The organism is Pseudomonas sp. MF6776 (assembly GCF_016613125.1).
In the GTDB taxonomy this organism is placed as follows: domain Bacteria; phylum Pseudomonadota; class Gammaproteobacteria; order Pseudomonadales; family Pseudomonadaceae; genus Aquipseudomonas; species Aquipseudomonas iridis.
Window position 1 is genome coordinate 237856 of sequence record NZ_JAENSQ010000007.1, and the last position, 17728, is coordinate 255583.

Genomic DNA, 17728 nt, shown 5'->3' on the forward strand with positions numbered 1-17728 from the left:
CACGCTGTAACGCAAAAGCCCCGCCTGACTCAGTCAGGCGGGGCTTTTGTTTGTGCGCCCAGTACGACTGCTCGTCTGGACCTGTCAGATATGACAGTAGGCGGTTTGAAACGAATCAGATACTAGTAAGGCTACACCCGACTCATGGGTATCAAGGGACATAACCATGCAAGTGCGCGTAGCTCTTTCATCGCTGTTGGCGGCGATAGTCGTATCAGGTTGCACTCAGTTAAATGAATCGCCTTCTGATCCCAGGCCGGGAAGCAGTTTTGAATATGACGACAGGGACGCCATACCTAATGACATTCCCTTGCCAACGCCGGGCGTCAACCAACGCCCCATTGTAGGTAATAAAAAAATGTTGGTAACCGTCGTCCACTGGCAGGACGGTGACGGAGTAAGAAAAGATCTGAATGAAAAATTCACGCTATCCAACGATCCTGACTCGCTGCGTTCTTACCTCTACGCAGCTTCAGGGGGCAAGCTGGACCTTAGCGGCCAAGTAGTGGAGTTCACATCAGGTCGCCGTCCCGAGCTATGTAAGAGGGGTTCCCCCTTGCCTTTAAATCTGGCCCACTCCGAGGCAGTTAAAGCGGCATCCGCATTGGGAATAGATCGGAACAATTTCGACTATTTCATAAACATTATTGATTGCGGAGGAAGCGCGTCCGCCTGGGTACCCGGAAATACTATGGGGGTGTACGGCCAGGCAGGCGGCCCCCATGTATTCAAACATGAGTTCGGGCACAACCTCGGATATCACCATGGTTTCACATACAAGCGATGCAAGAAAAACGGTGATGCCGTGCTCGCGCCAACAGGATGTCAGACCATCCTATACGGTGACCTGGGCGATTCGGTCTCGGGCGGGGGAACACTTTATCCTGCGAATAATCGCTGGTACTCGGGCTGGCTGGATGACTCGCAAGCTGCCGTTGTCAACCGTACCGGGCTTTATCGTCTGGGCGTGCTTGGCGCAGAGGGGCCGCAACTCTATTTGATCAATCGTAAGGGCCTGCAGCCCGCTCAACTTGCGCTGGAATATCGTAAGCCGACCCGGTTCGATAACTTCCCACCCGGTGATAATAAAGTGAATGGTGTCTGGGTGAGATACACAACGATGACAGGCTCACTCGTGAATACCCAACTCGACGGCACTCCGGAGACGGCGACGACAGCAGATCCGTCTTTACTACCCGGGAAGATGTTGAGGGATGAACCCGCCGGAATAACTATCGAGGTATGCAGTGCCAACTTGGATGGAGCCACCGTTGCGATTGGGGTAAATCGAGAGGCTGGGAGTTGCGCGTGGCCAGAGTTAGCTGCCCCCGTTATTACTTCACCTGCGCAGGGAGCGCCAGCAATTCAAAATCCTGCCGTAGTTTCTGGTACTGCCAGACCCGGGGCTAGTATCGGAGGGGCGTACAGGGCATTGGGAGGCTGGTATGTGAGGAACTTCTCCGTTGTCGCCGACGCTAAAGGTAACTGGAGCACGACCTTGGAAAATCTCCAGGCTGGCAGCCACGTAGTATGGGTAAGCCAACAGATGGGTATCAGCGGGTCCCCCATTAGCGATCGCAGCTTCGTGATTGCGCCCTGAAACATCGGCTACTCCCCGATTTCACACATGAAAAAGGGGAGTACAACTCACCGCTTCGCTTACGGTTGCAGCTTCTGCGGAGTTTCTTCGCCCATGCAGCGCACGGCCCTCTTCTTGCTGTTGATCAACACGCCGCTCAGCCCTTTCTGTTCAGTATCGAACATTACCAACACACCATCGATGCACTGGGCCACCTGCGCCGCCGGCTCCAGCGATACTTTGTAGTCTTCGCCCGGCACGGTCTTGAGCATGGTGAAGTCGCTGAGCAACAAGGCATCTTCAGGCTTGGCGAAGTGCAGGTAGCCGTAGTACCACAGGGCGCCAACGGTGCCGAGGATGCTGCAGATACCCGTGATGATCAGCGGGATGGCGTTACGTTCTTCACTCATTGCGGACTCTCATCTTCAGAATTCGGGGGTTGCGGGTAATTGGGGATTTCGCCGAGACGGCGCAGGCCGTTGAAGTGCTCGGGGTCATCAAGATAGCGCAGCATCACCTGACGCCAGACCGGGTCGCCAAAGGTCTGCACATGACCGCCGCGCGTCAACTGCAATACGCGCGGAGGCGGCGCAGCTTGATACAGACGGATGCCATTGGATAGAGGCACCAGCGGATCATCAATGCTGTGGAAGATCAGTTTCGGCACGCCGTTGAGTTGCGGCATTGAATTGATTGCGCTGTCGCCATCCGGCACCAGCCACGACAGCGGCACCTGAAACGGCCAGGTCAGCCACGAAGTGCTGAGGGCATATTGGCCAACGCTGCGATAACTGGCGGGCACACCGTCGAGCACCAGGGCCTTGAGTTGCTTCTGCCGCTCGGGATGCTGCACCAGCCAATGCACGGCCATAGAGCCGCCGAGGCTTTGCCCGAGGAGAATCAGCAGCTTGCCTTTGATTTCGGGTGCCTTGTCCAGCCAGGCGAAGGCCGCATCGATGTCCTGATAAATCGCCGGCAAGCTGGGTTCACCCTCGGACAAGCCATAGCCGCGATAGTCCACCAGCAACACTTGATAGCCATTTTTCGGCAACCACCAGCTCCCGCCCAAATGCATCGGCAGATTCCCACCGTTGCCATGCAGGTGCAGAACCGTACCTTTGACCTCGACACCCGGTTTGGCCGGCAGCCACCACGCGTTCAGCTTGAGGCCGTCGGCGGTGGTCAGGGTGACGGTGCGGTATTCGAGCCTGGCTTTTTCCGGGGTGAAGATTTGGCCCGGCTCGGGATAGAACAACAGTGAGCTGCAACCACCAAGGGTCAGGAGCAGGCAGAAGATGCCGAGGATTCTCATCCGGTGAAACCTCGCGAATGTTCGGGTTGGAACACAATAATGGTGGCAATAAACAACCCTGAGGGAGCTGGCTTGCCAGCTCCCTCAGGATTTGCGTCAGGTCTAAAGGATGTTTGAGTAATCTGCCTCGATCCGATCCAGACTCAAATGATTAAGGAAGTTGGAGAAGCACATCCACGCCGACAAAGCATTCAAATCACGGAACTGGTCCGGCAGATATTTCGGCGCCACCACCAGCCCCTCATCCACCAATTGGCGCAAGGTGCGCATGTCTTCCAGGGTGGTCTTGCCGCAGAACAACAGGGGAATCTGCTCAAGCTTGCCCTTGCGCACGGCCAACTGAATGTAGTTGTAAACCATGATGAAGCCCTTGAGGTAGGACAAGTCTTTGGTGAATGGCAGACCCGTCGGCGTCGAGCCACGGAAAACCCGACTGGCGTTGCCATAGCTTTCCGCCATTTCAAAGCCCTGCTCGCGGAAGAACTCGAACACCTGCAAGAAGTCCGCCCCCTCCTCGACCATGTGAATGGCGCGAGTACGGTTGGTCAGTTTGCGCAGACGGCTCGGGTAGGAAGCGAAGGTGATGATTTCCATCAGGATCGCCAGACCTTCCTGAGTCACCGTTGACGACGGCGGGCCCTTGGACAGAAAGGTGCAGATCGGCTGGTTCAAACCATTGAGCGTAGTGCCGACGTGCACCAGCCCCTCGTGAACTTCCAGTGCGCGCACGTCGCGATCGTTGAACATCGCGTCGGTGCGGATCTTGATGTAGTCGGCGCCCGCCGCCGCGTCGGCAACGATGCCGTCGGACTCGAACACGCGAATGGTTTCCTCGGCCTCGCCGAATACCTTGTTCAGACGGGTTTGCAGCAGGTGCACGGCGTCCTTGGCGGTGAGGGTTTTAGGCTCGTCCTTCAGGTCGCCACGGCCATCGATGTTGTTCAGATAGTCGGACATCATCAGGCCGAGGTCGGCCAAGGTCGGGTCACCGGCGTGGAATGCGTCGGACGCAGCACCGTACAACTCTTGGGAGATCAGACCGAAATCTTCGGTGCCGCGCGCTTCGAGCATACGCACCACCATGCGGTATTCCTTGCACATGCGCCGCATGATCTGCCCGACCGGGTTGAACTGGCCGAGCTGGCGAGTGATGTCGCGCTCGATGTTCTGGAATTCCAGTTTGACCTTGCTCGAATCGAACGCCAGCGGCCGGTTCAGGTAGTAGTCGCGATCCACCGCCGGCATTTCCTTGCCCTTGGCCTTGAGAAACCCCTTGCGGATGCTTTCGTCCCACTTGACCGCGTCGAGAACACGGATCGGCGTCTGCGCCAGCACAATGCGATCGGACAATATGCGTATCGACTGCTGGTAATCGTCCACCCGAAACTCCTGTAAAAAACGTGACGTACTGAATTATTTGGCGCCGGCCCTGCGCTGATAGCGCGCCGCTTCGACAAAGACATCGGAATTGGCCGGATCGTCAAGGTAAGCGAAGACTTTGTCGAGGTTGCTGTCGACCAGAACGCCATCGCCGTCGTCGGTCTGGAAGGCCTGACCGTCGAGGGCTTTGTGCTGGATTGCCTGATTGATCTGCTCGAGATCGAGGTTGTACACCACCAGTTCATGTTTGTCGGTAAGTTCGAAACCGGCGATGGTGTAGTGGCCACCGAACTGCGCCGGCACTTTCGCCGACAGGTACCAGCGATTGCCACGATGCGAGACAGTGAACGGATAGGCTTCGCGCTCGCGGGGTTTGGCTTTGAAATAGGTGACGGCCTGATAGCGGTCGTTACCCAGACGGGTCAGTTCAAGGTTCATCGGCTCGCCCCAGGCATTGACGCTCGTCCACTTGCCGAGCAGGCCTTGGGGCGCCGGATCACTGGTGGACAACGGCGACTTGAACGTCACCAGACAGCCACTGAGCAGCAGGAACGACAAGGCGATCAGCACGCCACGCCAGGCTTTCATTCGACACTCCCTATGAACCTGAATCACCTACCCCTGTAGGAGCTGCCGAAGGCTGCGATCTTTTGATCCTGATCTCTGAAAGCAAGATCAAAAAATCGCAGCCTTCGGCAGCTCCTACATTGGGATCGGCGTCAGACGAACCACATTGCGTTACACCGAAGCCAGCACCAAATGCATATACCGCGTCAGAATGCCCAGCATTTCTTCCTCGGCCAAAGGCTCGGCGTCGTTGAGCAGGCCCTGATATTCCATCCGTCCGATAATCGCCGTCAACACCTTGGCATCTTGCTGCGGTTCACGCGAGCCCAATACCTGAAACAACTGGCAGGTGCCCTGCAGCAAAATCTGCTGATGCGAGCGCACCAGAATCGCCAGGCGCGGGTTGAGCAGCGCTTCCTGACGGAATGCCTGCTCGGCCATCAAATGCTCGCGACGGTTGAGCAGCTGTCGTTGCACGTAATCGGCCATCAAGCGCGCAATATTATCGGCCAGTTGCGAGCGCGACTCGGGGCTGCCGTCGCCGCTGACGACCATATCGCGCAGCAGCCCTTCGTTGTTGTTCCACAGCTTGGCCATGTATTCGGCACTGCGTTCAACGTATTGGGCGAAGGTATCGGTGAGCAGGTCATCGATGTCCTTGAAGTAATAAGTGGTGGCCGAGAGGGGCACCGCCGCTTCGGCAGCCACGGCACGGTGGCGTACGGCGCGCACGCCATCACGCACGACAATGCGCATTGCCGCGTCGAGAATGTCCTGACGACGCTGCTCACTGCCCTGTCGGCTGGCCTTGCGACCCTGGTACTGAACACTTTCAGCGACCGCAGTGGCGATACCCGCTGCACCTTCTTGAGCGATTGCAACCATCACGACAGGCATTCCTCTGTTATTTGAAAAGTAACCAAACGATACATTTGTACCAGACGGGCAATAAAAAGCCGCCTGTTTTAGGCGGCTTTTTAACTGAAACGTTTACGCTTGCGGTCGCATGTGCGGGAACAGGATCACATCGCGAATCGACGGCGAGTTGGTCAGCAACATCACCAGGCGGTCGATGCCGATACCTTCACCGGCCGTTGGCGGCATGCCGTACTCCAGCGCGCGAACGAAGTCGGCGTCGTAGTGCATGGCTTCGTCGTCGCCGGCGTCCTTGTCGGCCACCTGCGCCATGAAGCGTTCGGCCTGGTCTTCCGCATCGTTCAACTCGGAATAGGCGTTGGCGATTTCACGGCCACCGATGAACAGCTCGAAACGGTCGGTGACGTTCGGGTTGTCGTCATTGCGACGAGCCAGAGGCGACACTTCGAACGGGTACTGAGTGATGAAGTGCGGCTGCTCCAGCTTGTGCTCGACCAGTTCTTCGAAAATCATCACTTGCAGCTTGCCCAGACCTTCGAAGCCCAGCACCTTGGCGCCGGCCTTCTTGGCGATGGCGCGAGCCTTGTCGATGTCGTTCAGATCATCGGCGGTCAGCTCAGGGTTGTACTTGAGGATCGAGTCGAACACCGACAGGCGCACGAACGGCTCGCCGAAGTGGAACACCTTGTCGCCGTAAGGCACGTCGGTGCTGCCCAGAACCAGCTGCGCCAGTTCACGGAACAACTCTTCGGTCAGGTCCATGTTGTCTTCGTAGTCGGCGTAAGCCTGGTAGAACTCCAACATGGTGAATTCAGGGTTGTGACGGGTCGAGACGCCTTCGTTACGGAAGTTGCGGTTGATCTCGAAAACCTTCTCGAAACCGCCAACCACCAGACGCTTGAGGTACAACTCAGGCGCGATACGCAGGAACATTTCCATGTCCAGCGCGTTGTGGTGGGTTTCGAACGGCTTGGCCGCAGCGCCGCCGGGAATGGTTTGCAGCATTGGCGTTTCGACTTCGAGGAAGTCACGCTGCATCAGGAAGCTGCGAATGTGCGCAATCACTTGCGAACGTACGCGGAAAGTCTGGCGCACTTCTTCATTGACGATCAGGTCAACGTAGCGCTGACGGTAGCGTTGTTCGGTGTCGGTCAGGCCGTGGTGCTTGTCCGGCAGCGGGCGCAGCGACTTGGTCAGCAGACGCACGGTGGTCATTTCAACGTACAGGTCGCCTTTGCCCGAACGGGCCAGGGTGCCTTCGGCAGCAATGATGTCACCCATGTCCCAGGTTTTCACCGCGGCCAGGGTTTCTTCGGACAGGGTCTTGCGGTTGACGTAGACCTGAATGCGACCGGTCATGTCCTGGATCACCATGAACGAGCCACGGTTGAGCATGATGCGACCGGCAACCTTGACCGGGATTGCAGCCTCTGCCAGCTCTTCCTTGGTCTTGTCCGCGTACTGTTTCTGCAACGCATCGCAGTAATTGTCGCGGCGGAAGTCGTTCGGGAAGGCATTGCCCTTGGCGCGCTCGGCAGCAAGCTTTTCCTTGCGCAGGGCGATCAGGGAGTTTTCTTCCTGTTGCAGGGCTTGCGGATCGAGTTGTTGGTCGCTCATGTCTTTAGATATTCCATCAGGTTCGTTGCCCCCGGGCCTTGCAGCCCGGGGATCGCCAGCAGGGCTGGCTCCTACAGGGATCGCGTTGAATCAGCCGATCCTGTATTGCGTCTTTTACAGCCCCGATTTCAGGCTGGCTTCCAGGTATTCGTCGATGTCGCCATCGAGCACCTTGTCGCAGTCGCTGCGTTCGATGTTGGTCCGCAGGTCCTTGATTCGCGACGCGTCGAGCACGTAAGAGCGAATCTGGTGACCCCAGCCGATGTCGGACTTGGTGTCTTCCAGCGCCTGGGAAGCGGCGTTGCGCTTCTGCATTTCCTGCTCGTACAACTTGGCCCGCAGCATTTTCATGGCGGTGTCCTTGTTGGCGTGCTGGGAACGCTCGTTCTGGCAGCTGACCACAGTGTTGGTCGGTACGTGAGTAATACGTACGGCCGAGTCGGTGGTGTTTACGTGCTGACCACCGGCACCCGAGGAACGATAGGTGTCGATCCGCAGGTCTGACGGGTTGATGTCGATTTCCACTTTGTCATCGATCTCTGGCGAGACGAAAACCGCGGAGAACGAGGTGTGGCGACGGTTACCGGAGTCAAACGGGCTCTTGCGCACCAGACGGTGCACGCCGATCTCGGTCCGCAGCCAGCCAAAGGCGTATTCACCCTTGATGTGCACGGTCGCGCCCTTGATCCCGGCGACTTCACCGGCGGACAGTTCCATGATGGTCGCGTCAAAACCGCGTTTGTCAGCCCAGCGCAGGTACATGCGCAGCAGGATGTTGGCCCAGTCCTGGGCTTCGGTGCCGCCGGAACCGGCCTGGATGTCCAGGTAGGCGTTGTTCGGGTCCATCTCGTGGCTGAACATGCGGCGGAATTCGAGCTTGGCCAGGTTGGCCTCGAGACGGGCCAGTTCAGCGACGACATCGCCCACTGCGCCTTCGTCGTTTTCTTCGACAGCCATGTCGAGCAGGTCGCGGCAATCGGCCAGACCGCCGTTCAATTCGTCGAGGGTATCGACGATTTGCGCCAGCGCAGAGCGCTCGCGGCCCAGCTCCTGGGCATATTCAGGTTTGTTCCAGACACTCGGATCTTCAAGCTCGCGATTGACTTCAGTCAGACGCTCATGCTTTTGATCGTAGTCAAAGATACCCCCGAATAGTTTCGGAGCGCTCGGACAGGTCCTTGATGGTGTTCAGGATCGGGTTGATTTCCATGGCGGGCAGCACTCGTTGGCGAACTTTTGAAAGCCGGCGAGTATAACGTAATCGGGCTGTAACGGCAGCCCGTCTGGCGGGGCGAATCGAGCATTAATGAACTCTAAGAGCTGCCGAAGGCTGCGATCTTTTGATTTTTTAAAGATCAAAAGATCGCAGCCTTCGGCAGCTCCTACAGGGTTTGCATTTGTCGTGGGAGTCGGGTTACTCGATCCCGACCTGATTGCGCCCATTGTTCTTCGCCAGATACAACCCGCGATCCGCCGCCGAGATCAGCAACCGGCAGTCGCTGCCCGCCTGCGGCACCATGGTCGCCAGACCAATGCTGATAGTCAGGCTCGTCCCTTCGCTGGGCGCAATGTGTGGAATCTTCAATGAAGCCACGGTCTGGCGCAGTTTTTCCGCTACCAGCCGTGCGCCACCCGGCGAAGTATTCGGCAACACCAGCGCAAATTCCTCGCCACCGTAACGCGCCGGCAAGTCCGACGGACGCGCACTGGCATCGCGAATGGCCGTGGCGACCTTGCGCAAGGCTTCATCGCCTTCGACATGGCCGAACGTGTCGTTATAGGACTTGAAGTAATCAACGTCGATCATCAGCAACGACAACTGGCTCTGGTCACGCAACGAGCGGCGCCATTCCAGCTCCAGGTATTCGTCGAAGTGACGGCGGTTCGATAGCCCGGTCAGGCCGTCGGAGTTCATCAGGCGTTGCAGCACCAGGTTAGTGTCGAGCAGCTGCTGCTGACTGACGCGCAGCGCTCGATACGCCGCGTCCCGTTGCAGCAACGTCATGTAGGAGCGCGAGTGATAGCGGATGCGCGCCACCAATTCAATGGTGTCTGGCAGCTTCACCAAATAATCGTTGGCCCCTGCGGAGAACGCCGCGCTTTTGATCAGCGGGTCTTCCTTGGTCGACAGGACGATGATTGGAATGTCCTTGGTCGCCGGGTGATTGCGGTACTCGCGCACCAGACTCAAGCCGTCGAGACCGGGCATCACCAGGTCCTGGAGAATGACCGTCGGCTTGATCCTCACCGCTTGCGCAATGGCTTGATGCGGGTCGGAGCAGAAGTGGAAGTCGATGTTTTCTTCGTTCGACAGCCCACGGCGCACGGCTTCGCCGATCATCGCCTGATCGTCTACCAACAACACCATGGCGGCATTTTCGTCGGTTTTAATGTCGTCGATCTGTAAGTCATTCATGGGCTGTCACCTGAGTACTGCTGAGGCCAGGATTGCGGATAAAACTGTTCATTTCGGGAAAATCTCCAGCAATCGTGGCGCTATCTTTTCCAGTGGGCGGATTTCTACGGCGGCATCGATCGCCGCGGCAGCCTTGGGCATGCCGTACACCGCACTGCTTTGCTGATCCTGGGCGATGGTCAAATAGCCCTGTTGGCGCATGAGCTTAAGCCCTTGCGCGCCATCTCGCCCCATCCCGGTCAATAAAACCCCGACCGCATCACCATTCCAATAACTGACGACGCTCTCGAAAAACACGTCGATCGAAGGTCGGTAAATCTCGTTGACCGGCTCGGCGGTGTAGGCCAGCGTGCCGTTTTTCAATAAGCGGATATGGTGGTTGGTGCCGGCCAGCAGCACGACGCCGGCCTGCGGCGGTTCGCCTTCACGCGCCAGACGCACGTCCAGACCACTGGCGCTGGCGAGCCATTCGGCCATGCCCGCAGCGAACACCTGGTCAACGTGCTGCACCAGCACGATGGCCGCGGAAAAATTGCGCGGCAACCCCTTGAGCAAGACCTCCAGCGCCGCCGGCCCGCCAGCAGACGAACCAATCGCTACCAGCCGCTGGGGCGAGCCCGAACTGCGCTGGGGCATTGGCGCCGGCCGCGCGCGCGGGGTTTTCTCGCCGATCAGCCAGCCGATGTTGAGGATCTTGCGCAGCAACGGTGCCGCCGCTTCCTGCGCATTGCCTGCGCCAATGGCCGGCGTATCAACCACATCCAGCGCGCCATGCCCCATCGCTTCGAAGACCCGGTGCACGTTCTGCTGGCGATCGACCGTCACAATGACGATGGCACACGGCGTCTCGGCCATGATCCGCCGGGTGGCTTCGACGCCGTCCATCACCGGCATGATCAAGTCCATCAGGATCAGATCCGGCGTATTTTCCGCGCAGAGGCGCACCGCCTCGGCGCCGTTGTAGGCGACCCAGACCACCTGATGCGCCGGCTCGAAGGCCAATGCCCGGCGCAAGGCCTCCACCGCCATTGGCATGTCGTTGACGATTGCGATTTTCATGCCCGTGCTCCTCCGATGAGCTCGACCACTGCATCAAGCAGGGCGTCGTCATGAAAACTGGCTTTGGCTAAATAATAGTCGGCGCCGGCGTCCAGTCCACGGCGGCGATCCTCTTCGCGATCCTTGTACGAGACGACCATCACCGGCATTGATTGCAAACGGTTGTCGCGGCGCAACAAGGTCACCAGTTCGATTCCGTCCATGCGTGGCATGTCGATGTCGGTAATCAGCAAATCGAAATTCTCCGAACGCAGCGCGTTCCAACCGTCCATGCCGTCCACCGCCACAGCCACGTCGTAGCCGCGATTGAGCAGCAGCTTGCGTTGCAGTTCGCGCACGGTCAGCGAGTCATCGACCACCAGCACCCGCTTGCGCGCCGCTTCCGCGGCTTGGTTGCCATGGCGGGCGATGCGCTCCAGGCGACCGGTATTGAGCAGTTTGTCGACCGAACGCAGCATGTCTTCGACATCGACGATCAGCACCACCGAACCGTCATCGAGCAAGGCGCCGGCGGAGATGTCCTGGATTTTGCCCAGACGCTCGTCCAGTGGCAGTACGACCAACGTGCGCTCGCCAACGAAGCGTTCGACCGCCACGCCGTAAATCGCTTCGCGCTCACGAATCACCACGACCTTCAGGGTTTCGCTGCTGTTCTGGCTGGCCGGGCGGTTCAACAACTGACTGGCAGCGACCAGCCCGACATGCCGGCCTTCGTGCCAGAAATGCTGACGACCTTCGACCTGAACGATGTCATCGCGCTCCAGGTCGCACATGCGTTCAATGTGCGCCAGCGGGAACGCGTACGCTTCTTCACCGACCTCCACCACCAGGCTGCGCACCACCGATAGGGTCAGCGGCACTTCCAGATGAAAACGGCTGCCCTCGCCCGCCGTCTGCTCCAGCTCCACCGCGCCCCGCAACTGGCGCACCATGTGCTGCACGGCGTCGAGGCCGACACCACGGCCGGACACTTCGGTCACCGTGTCGCGCAGGCTGAAACCGGGCAGGAACAGGAAAGTCAGCAGCTCCTCTTCACTCAACTGCGCCGCTGTTTCAGCTGGGGATAATTGGCGCGCGACAATGCTGCGGCGGACTTTCTCCAGATCGACGCCGTTGCCGTCATCGCTCAACTCCAGCACCAGCAACCCAGCCTGATGCGAGGCGCGCAGGCGGATCAGGCCCTCCTCGGGCTTGCCACTGAGCAAGCGTTGTTCCGGGGTTTCGATGCCATGGTCGACCGCGTTGCGCAGCAGATGGGTGAGCGGTGCTTCGAGTTTTTCCAGCACATCGCGGTCGACCTGGGTTTTCTCGCCTTCGATTTCCAGTCGCACCTGCTTGCCGAGGCTGCGGCCCAGATCACGCACCATCCGCGCCTGACCGCTGAGCACGTCAGCAAAGGGACGCATGCGACAGGCCAGTGCCGTGTCGTAGAGCACTTGTGCACGCTGGCTGGCTTGCCAGGCGAACTCATCGAGTTCGGCGTTCTTCTCGGCCAGCAGTTGTTGCGACTCGGAAAGCAGGCGCCGCGCATCCTCCAACGCTTCCAGCGCCTCAAGGCTGAGGGCATGCTCCTTGAGATGGACATTAAGGTTTTCCAGCGCGCGCAGGCCATTGTTCTGCATGCGCTTGAGACGCTGCATGGTGGCCAGATGCGGTTTGAGGCGCTGGGTTTCCACCAGTGATTTGCTCGACAGATCGAGCAGGCTGTTCAGGCGCTCGGCAGTGACGCGCAATACGCGCTCGCCCCCCTCAGCGGTCCGCCTGTTTTTGCGGGGTACTGGTTCGGATGTTTCGACCAAGGCTTCCATGGAAGGCGCTGGCGCAGGTGCAACTGGCGAAGGCGCTTCAAGCTGCAACTCGGCCATGACGGGGGCGGTGACCGGAATCGGCGTGGCCGATGGGTCAAGCAGTTGCCCCATCAACGCCACATACGCTTCGATGTCTGCCGGTTGCGGCGCACTCGCTGGCGTCGCAATACGCATCAGCAAATCGGTGCCCTGCAATAACGCGTCGATGTGTTCCGGGCGCAGCAGTAACCGCCCCTCTTGCGCGCTGACCAGACAATCTTCCATCACATGGGCAACGCTGACGCCGCTGTCGACGCCGACGATCCGCGCCGCACCTTTGAGCGAGTGCGCCGCGCGCATGCATGACTCGAGGTGATCGGCCTGGGTCGGGTTGCGCTCCAGTGCCAACAGCCCTGCGCTGAGGACCTGGGTCTGGGCTTCGGCTTCCAGGCTGAACAGCTCAAGCAGCGAGGCGTCGCGCATTTGCTCGGGGGTCATGTGAGGCTCCGGGTCACGGCGGACAACAGCTGTTCTTCATTCAACCAACGCAGGCTGCGACCCCGCAATTGCAGCACGCCACGGGTGAATTTGGCACTGGCTTGAGTACCGGACTGCGAGGCGGCATCAAGAATTCGCTCGTCAATGGCATGAATGCCGTCGACTTCATCCACCGGCACGACCACCGGCCCGCCATCGGCGGCGATGATCAGCATGCGCGGCATGATCCGCGCGCCGGCCGCCGGTGCCGCGTTGCCATCCAGATCCAGCAATTCGACCAGCGACAAGCAGGCCACCAGTGCGCCGCGAACATTCGCCACGCCGAGCAAGGCACGCGAACGCTGGTGCGGCAACGAGTGAATCGCCTGCATCGGCGCCACCTCAACGAGGCTGCGCGTGGCCAGTCCAAGCCACTCTTCACCGAGACGGAACATCAGCAGCGATCGGGTCTTCAGGTCGGTTTCGACCACCGCCGCCACCGGGTCGCGCTCGTCCTGCTGCAAGGCATAACGATCGAGCAGGCGTGTGGCAGCGGCGGAATACACCGAGCAATTGCGGCAATGGATGTGTTCTTCCAGCAACGGGCACGACTTGTCACCGTGGATGCCGATGCGATTCCAGCAATCATCGATGGCCCGGGCGTCTTCGTGGGTGACGTTCAAGGTGTCGGCGATCATCGTTTTCGCTCACTGTCGGCGGTGCGGCCGCTGCGTGCGGCGCGTTCCTGCAATCGTCTGGCACCGACGCTGTCGCCCTGAGCCTGCAACAGGGCAGCCAGGTGCATCAACGCTTCGGGATGTTGCGGTTCGAGGTACAAGGCTTTGCGATAGAACCCCTGAGCTTCGAGCGTCAGGCCGGCGACATCGCTGAGCAGGCCCAGCCAATAGAACACCTGCGCCACGGGTTCGTGGCTGCGCAGGTATTGATCGCAAGCGGCGCGGGCCTCGGCGCTTTTGCCTTCGTTGGCCAGCGCGGCGATGTTCGCCAACAAGGTGGCGGCGTCCGGATTCGCGCTTTTGCTCGTCACTGGCAGCGGTGTCGCCGCGGCAAACGGTCGATTGCGCACCGGCGGTGGCGGCGTGCTGCGTATCGGCTGGCTGACCGGTAACGCAACCGGCTTGGAAATCGGCATCGGTTCTGGCTGTGGATGACTTTGGCGACTGAACGCAAACGACTGCGCAATGCCAATCGAGCGCATGCCCAGACGCCCAAGCAAGCTGCCCTCGGCCGGACCGATAAACAGCACGCCTTCGACGTGGGTCAGGCGCTTGAGCACCTCGAAGACTTGCTGCTGGGTCGGCTGATCAAAATAGATCAGCAAGTTGCGACAGAACACGAAATCGAAGGCTGGCTCGGTGGCCAACAGCGTCGGATCGAGCACATTGCCGACCTGCAAGCGCACTTGCTCGCGCACGGTTTCGTTGACGCGATGACCGTCCTGCTCAGCGCTGAAATGACGGTCACGATAGTCCAGATCCTGGCCGCGAAACGAGTTCTTGCCGTACAGCGCCCGCCGCGCCTTATCCACAGACAGCGGGCTGACGTCCATGCCGTCAACCTTGAACTGGTGCGGTTTAAGCCCCGCATCGAGCAACGCCATGGCAATCGAATAAGGTTCCTCGCCGGTAGAGCACGGCAGGCTGAGAATGCGCAACGCACGCATGTTGTTCAGCTCGGCGAGACGCTGGCGCGCGAGTTTGCCGAGTGTGGCGAAGGATTCCGGATACCGGAAAAACCAGGTTTCGGGGACGATCACCGCCTCGATCAGTGCCTGTTGCTCGTCCCGCGAGCCTTGCAACAGTTGCCAGTACTCGTCGGCGTGCGCCGCTTGCGAAAGCGTCGTGCGCTGGCGCACCGCGCGCTCAATGATCGCCGGGCCCACCGAGGTGACATCGAGGCCAATCCGCTCCTTGAGGAAGTCGAAAAACCGCTGATCGCTACTCATGACTGCGCCTCCAGTTGCGCCGGATCACGCGGCGGCGAGGGAAACAGCAACGTGCGCACGGCGTCATCGAGCAAGTCATCGACCCTCACCCACTGCACCAGCCCCTGCGCATCTTCACGCACCGGGCCGAGGTACGGCGCTTCACGGTTGTCGAGGCCGTAGGGCTGAAAATCTTCCGGATTGCAACGCAAGGTGTCGGTGGCCTGCTCAAGAATCAGCCCAAGCCATTGCCCCGGTTGATCTTCGTCCGCACGGTAGTGAACCAGCACCAGTCGCGTACTGGTCCTCGCCTCGGCGGGTTTGCCAAACGTCAGCGCGCTGAGATCGATCACCGGTACCACCGCGCCGCGATAGGCGAACACCCCGGCAACCCAATGCGGTGCGTGGGCAATCGGTTTCAATGGCAGGCGTGGCAACACTTCCGCCACTTCGGTGGCGCGCAATGCGTAGCGCTCGCTGCCGATGCGAAACAGCAAGAATAACGCCTGCTTCGCCATCTGCGCGGCGCTGCGTTTGGCGATGATTTCGCTCATCAGACTTTGAATCGCGAAACGCCGCTGCGCAGCCCGACGGCTACCTGGCTCAGTTCGTCGATGGCGAAACTGGCCTGACGCAGCGACTCGACGGTCTGGCTGCTGGCATCGCCCAATTGCACCAGCGCATGGTTGATCTGCTCGGCGCCGGTGGCCTGAGCCTGCATGCCTTCATTGACCATCAACACCCGCGGCGCCAGTGCCTGTACCTGATGAATGATCTGCGACAGCTGCTCGCCAACCTGCTGCACTTCGGACATGCCGCGGCGTACTTCTTCGGAGAACTTGTCCATGCCCATCACCCCGGCAGACACCGCCGACTGGATCTCACGAACCATTTGTTCGATGTCATAAGTCGCCACAGCAGTCTGATCCGCCAGACGTCGCACTTCGGTGGCGACCACGGCAAAACCGCGACCGTATTCACCGGCCTTCTCCGCTTCAATAGCGGCGTTGAGCGACAGCAGGTTGGTCTGATCAGCGACCTTGACGATGGTCACCACCACCTGATTGATGTTGCCGGCCTTCTCATTGAGGATCGCCAGTTTCGCGTTGACCAGATCAGCAGCGCCCATTACCGAGTGCATGGTGTCTTCCATGCGGGCCAGGCCCTGCTGACCGGAACCGGCGGCCACCGACGCCTGATCGGCAGCGGTCGACACTTCAGTCATGGTGCGCACCAGATCGCGCGAAGTCGCGGCAATTTCACGGGACGTTGCGCCGATTTCCGTGGTCGTGGCAGCGGTTTCGGTGGCGGTGGCTTGTTGTTGCTTGGAGGTGGCGGCGATTTCAGTCACCGACGTGGTCACCTGCACCGACGAACGTTGGGCCTGGGAAACCAACGCGGTGAGCTCGGTCATCATGTCGTTGAAGCCGGTTTCCACCGCACCGAATTCGTCTTTGCGGTCGAGATTCAAACGGCCGCTCAAGTCGCCGGTCCGCATGATTTCGAGGATTTTCACGATGCGGTTCATCGGCGCCATGATCGCGCGCATCAACAGCAAACCGCAGGCACCGGCCGCCAGTACGGCGACCAGCAGCGAGATGAGCATGCTGACCTTGGCAGCCGCTACTGCGTCGTCGATATTGGCCATGGCTTGATCGGCGACGGTTTTGTTCTCGCCGATGATGTCGTTGAGCTTCATCCGTCCGCTGTACCACGCCGGGGTCAGCTTCTCGTTGAACAGTTTGAGCGCATCGGCTTCCAGGTTGCGTCCGTGCAGGTCCAGCACCTGATCCTGAATCTGCATGTAGGCGTCGTGGTACTTCTCGAACGCGGCGAACTCGGTACGGTCCTGCTCGGTGGCCATGGTTTTGCGGTAGTTGGCCATTTGTTCTTGCAGGCGGTTTTCGAACGCCTTGTAATCCGCCGCATCCTCGCTGGAAATCCCCTTCCCTTCCTTTAGCCCGAGAAGTTCTTGTGTCTGCAAGTAACTATCGACCCACGCACCACGGATCATCGAGCTGTAATAAACCCCGGGAATCGCATCATCGCGGACGCTGTTTTCACTGGCTTCGATCTTCAACAGCCGCGAATACGAGAGAACTACCATCAAAAACATGATGGCGATAATCACCGCAAAGCTCGCCAAAATGCGTTGGCGCAACGTCCAGTTCTTCACAGTGATTCCTCGTGCCTAAGTCGAAATGCGGGGAGTATAGCCGAGGGTGGTGTCTCATTAATAAGACGCTTTTTAACCCCCTGACCTTTGGACGTTAAGCACAACAGGCTCTGGCTTGGGACTTTCCAGTAACCGGAAGATGGCTGACCAGTGACGGAACGGCAAAAAATGGTGCCGGATTGGTCATTTGTTGAAAACCCGCGTTTCCGGCCAATGCTATCAATGAGCCATACTGCGCAAGAAGTTGCGCAGTTGGTCGTAATATTTCATGGGGCAATTGCCCTGCAGGCCATGCCTTTCAAGGCCTGCAGCCAAGTGCGCAAGAAGTTGCGCAGTACTGCGCAACTTCTTGCGCACTTTTGCCCTCGCTCCCCAGTGAGAAACCCTCACAATCGCAGGCCAGAGCACTTTGCCCCCCGCCCTCCGGGGACTTCGCAAAACCTGGCACGCTCCTTGATAACAGTCAGGCACCCACCGGGCGATTTCGCCTCCCGGGCACCTTAAATTTATCCGCAAGGAGAGCACCCCATGGCAACA

15 protein-coding genes are annotated in these 17728 nt (G+C 59.3%); 1 reads left to right on the forward strand and 14 read right to left on the reverse strand.

Translation table 11 applies throughout. From position 1 onward, the window contains the following. The first annotated feature begins 166 nt into the window (after positions 1–166). Entirely contained in the window at positions 167–1600 is a 1434-nt protein-coding gene (locus JJD74_RS11235; protein ID WP_200613782.1) for a transposase, read from the forward strand. 59 nt (positions 1601–1659) lie between these two features. On the opposite strand, the gene JJD74_RS11240 is transcribed toward JJD74_RS11235, so the two are convergent. The 14 genes from JJD74_RS11240 to JJD74_RS11305 form a co-directional block, all read right to left on the reverse strand. Further along, the gene (locus tag JJD74_RS11240; RefSeq protein ID WP_042560875.1) at positions 1660–1989 is read right to left on the reverse strand and encodes a hypothetical protein; all 330 of its coding nucleotides are present in this window, start codon (positions 1987–1989) and stop codon (positions 1660–1662) included. After that, positions 1986–2891, reverse strand: coding sequence for an alpha/beta hydrolase (locus JJD74_RS11245; protein ID WP_200613785.1), 906 nt, complete (start codon positions 2889–2891; stop codon positions 1986–1988). The genes JJD74_RS11240 and JJD74_RS11245 overlap by 4 nt, the downstream gene beginning before the upstream one ends. Positions 2892–2993: 102 nt before the next feature. Next, positions 2994–4271 carry a flavohemoglobin expression-modulating QEGLA motif protein gene (locus JJD74_RS11250; protein WP_042560877.1) on the reverse strand — a complete coding sequence of 426 codons (1278 nt, stop codon included), beginning with the start codon at positions 4269–4271 and terminating at the stop codon, positions 2994–2996. A gap of 33 nt (positions 4272–4304) precedes the next feature. Next, a complete protein-coding gene (locus JJD74_RS11255) occupies positions 4305–4859 on the reverse strand; it encodes a hypothetical protein (protein WP_200613791.1) in 555 nt (184 codons plus the stop codon). A 150-nt stretch (positions 4860–5009) separates the two neighbouring features. Further along, positions 5010–5723: a TetR/AcrR family transcriptional regulator gene (locus JJD74_RS11260; RefSeq protein ID WP_115146368.1), complete on the reverse strand. Its 714-nt coding sequence runs from the start codon at positions 5721–5723 to the stop codon at positions 5010–5012. 105 nt (positions 5724–5828) lie between these two features. Continuing rightward, positions 5829–7331, reverse strand: coding sequence for a lysine--tRNA ligase (lysS, locus tag JJD74_RS11265; RefSeq protein ID WP_047299888.1), 1503 nt, complete (start codon positions 7329–7331; stop codon positions 5829–5831). Positions 7332–7445: 114 nt separating this feature from the next. Then, a protein-coding gene (gene prfB / locus JJD74_RS11270; RefSeq protein WP_115146367.1) for a peptide chain release factor 2 occupies positions 7446–8541 on the reverse strand; the annotation gives its coding sequence in 2 pieces (ribosomal slippage) (positions 7446–8468 and positions 8470–8541; 1095 coding nt in all). Positions 8542–8745: 204 nt separating this feature from the next. Continuing rightward, entirely contained in the window at positions 8746–9747 is a 1002-nt protein-coding gene (locus tag JJD74_RS11275; RefSeq protein ID WP_042560882.1) for a response regulator, read from the reverse strand. Positions 9748–9795: 48 nt separating this feature from the next. Further along, complete coding sequence (locus tag JJD74_RS11280) at positions 9796–10806, reverse strand: chemotaxis response regulator protein-glutamate methylesterase (protein ID WP_042560883.1); 1011 nt, start codon at positions 10804–10806, stop codon at positions 9796–9798. Then, a complete protein-coding gene (locus JJD74_RS11285) occupies positions 10803–13091 on the reverse strand; it encodes a hybrid sensor histidine kinase/response regulator (protein WP_200613794.1) in 2289 nt (762 codons plus the stop codon). Before JJD74_RS11285 ends, JJD74_RS11280 begins: the two co-directional genes overlap by 4 nt. Then, on the reverse strand, positions 13088–13768 hold the full coding sequence (locus JJD74_RS11290) for a chemotaxis protein CheW (RefSeq protein ID WP_115146365.1): 681 nt from the start codon (positions 13766–13768) through the stop codon (positions 13088–13090). Before JJD74_RS11290 ends, JJD74_RS11285 begins: the two co-directional genes overlap by 4 nt. Beyond that, the gene (locus JJD74_RS11295; protein ID WP_200613799.1) at positions 13765–15036 is read right to left on the reverse strand and encodes a CheR family methyltransferase; all 1272 of its coding nucleotides are present in this window, start codon (positions 15034–15036) and stop codon (positions 13765–13767) included. Before JJD74_RS11295 ends, JJD74_RS11290 begins: the two co-directional genes overlap by 4 nt. Continuing rightward, the gene (locus tag JJD74_RS11300) at positions 15033–15569 is read right to left on the reverse strand and encodes a chemotaxis protein CheW (RefSeq protein ID WP_042560888.1); all 537 of its coding nucleotides are present in this window, start codon (positions 15567–15569) and stop codon (positions 15033–15035) included. The genes JJD74_RS11295 and JJD74_RS11300 overlap by 4 nt, the downstream gene beginning before the upstream one ends. Continuing rightward, complete coding sequence (locus tag JJD74_RS11305) at positions 15569–17191, reverse strand: methyl-accepting chemotaxis protein (RefSeq protein ID WP_200613804.1); 1623 nt, start codon at positions 17189–17191, stop codon at positions 15569–15571. Before JJD74_RS11305 ends, JJD74_RS11300 begins: the two co-directional genes overlap by 1 nt. Between the last annotated feature and the right edge of the window lie 537 nt (positions 17192–17728).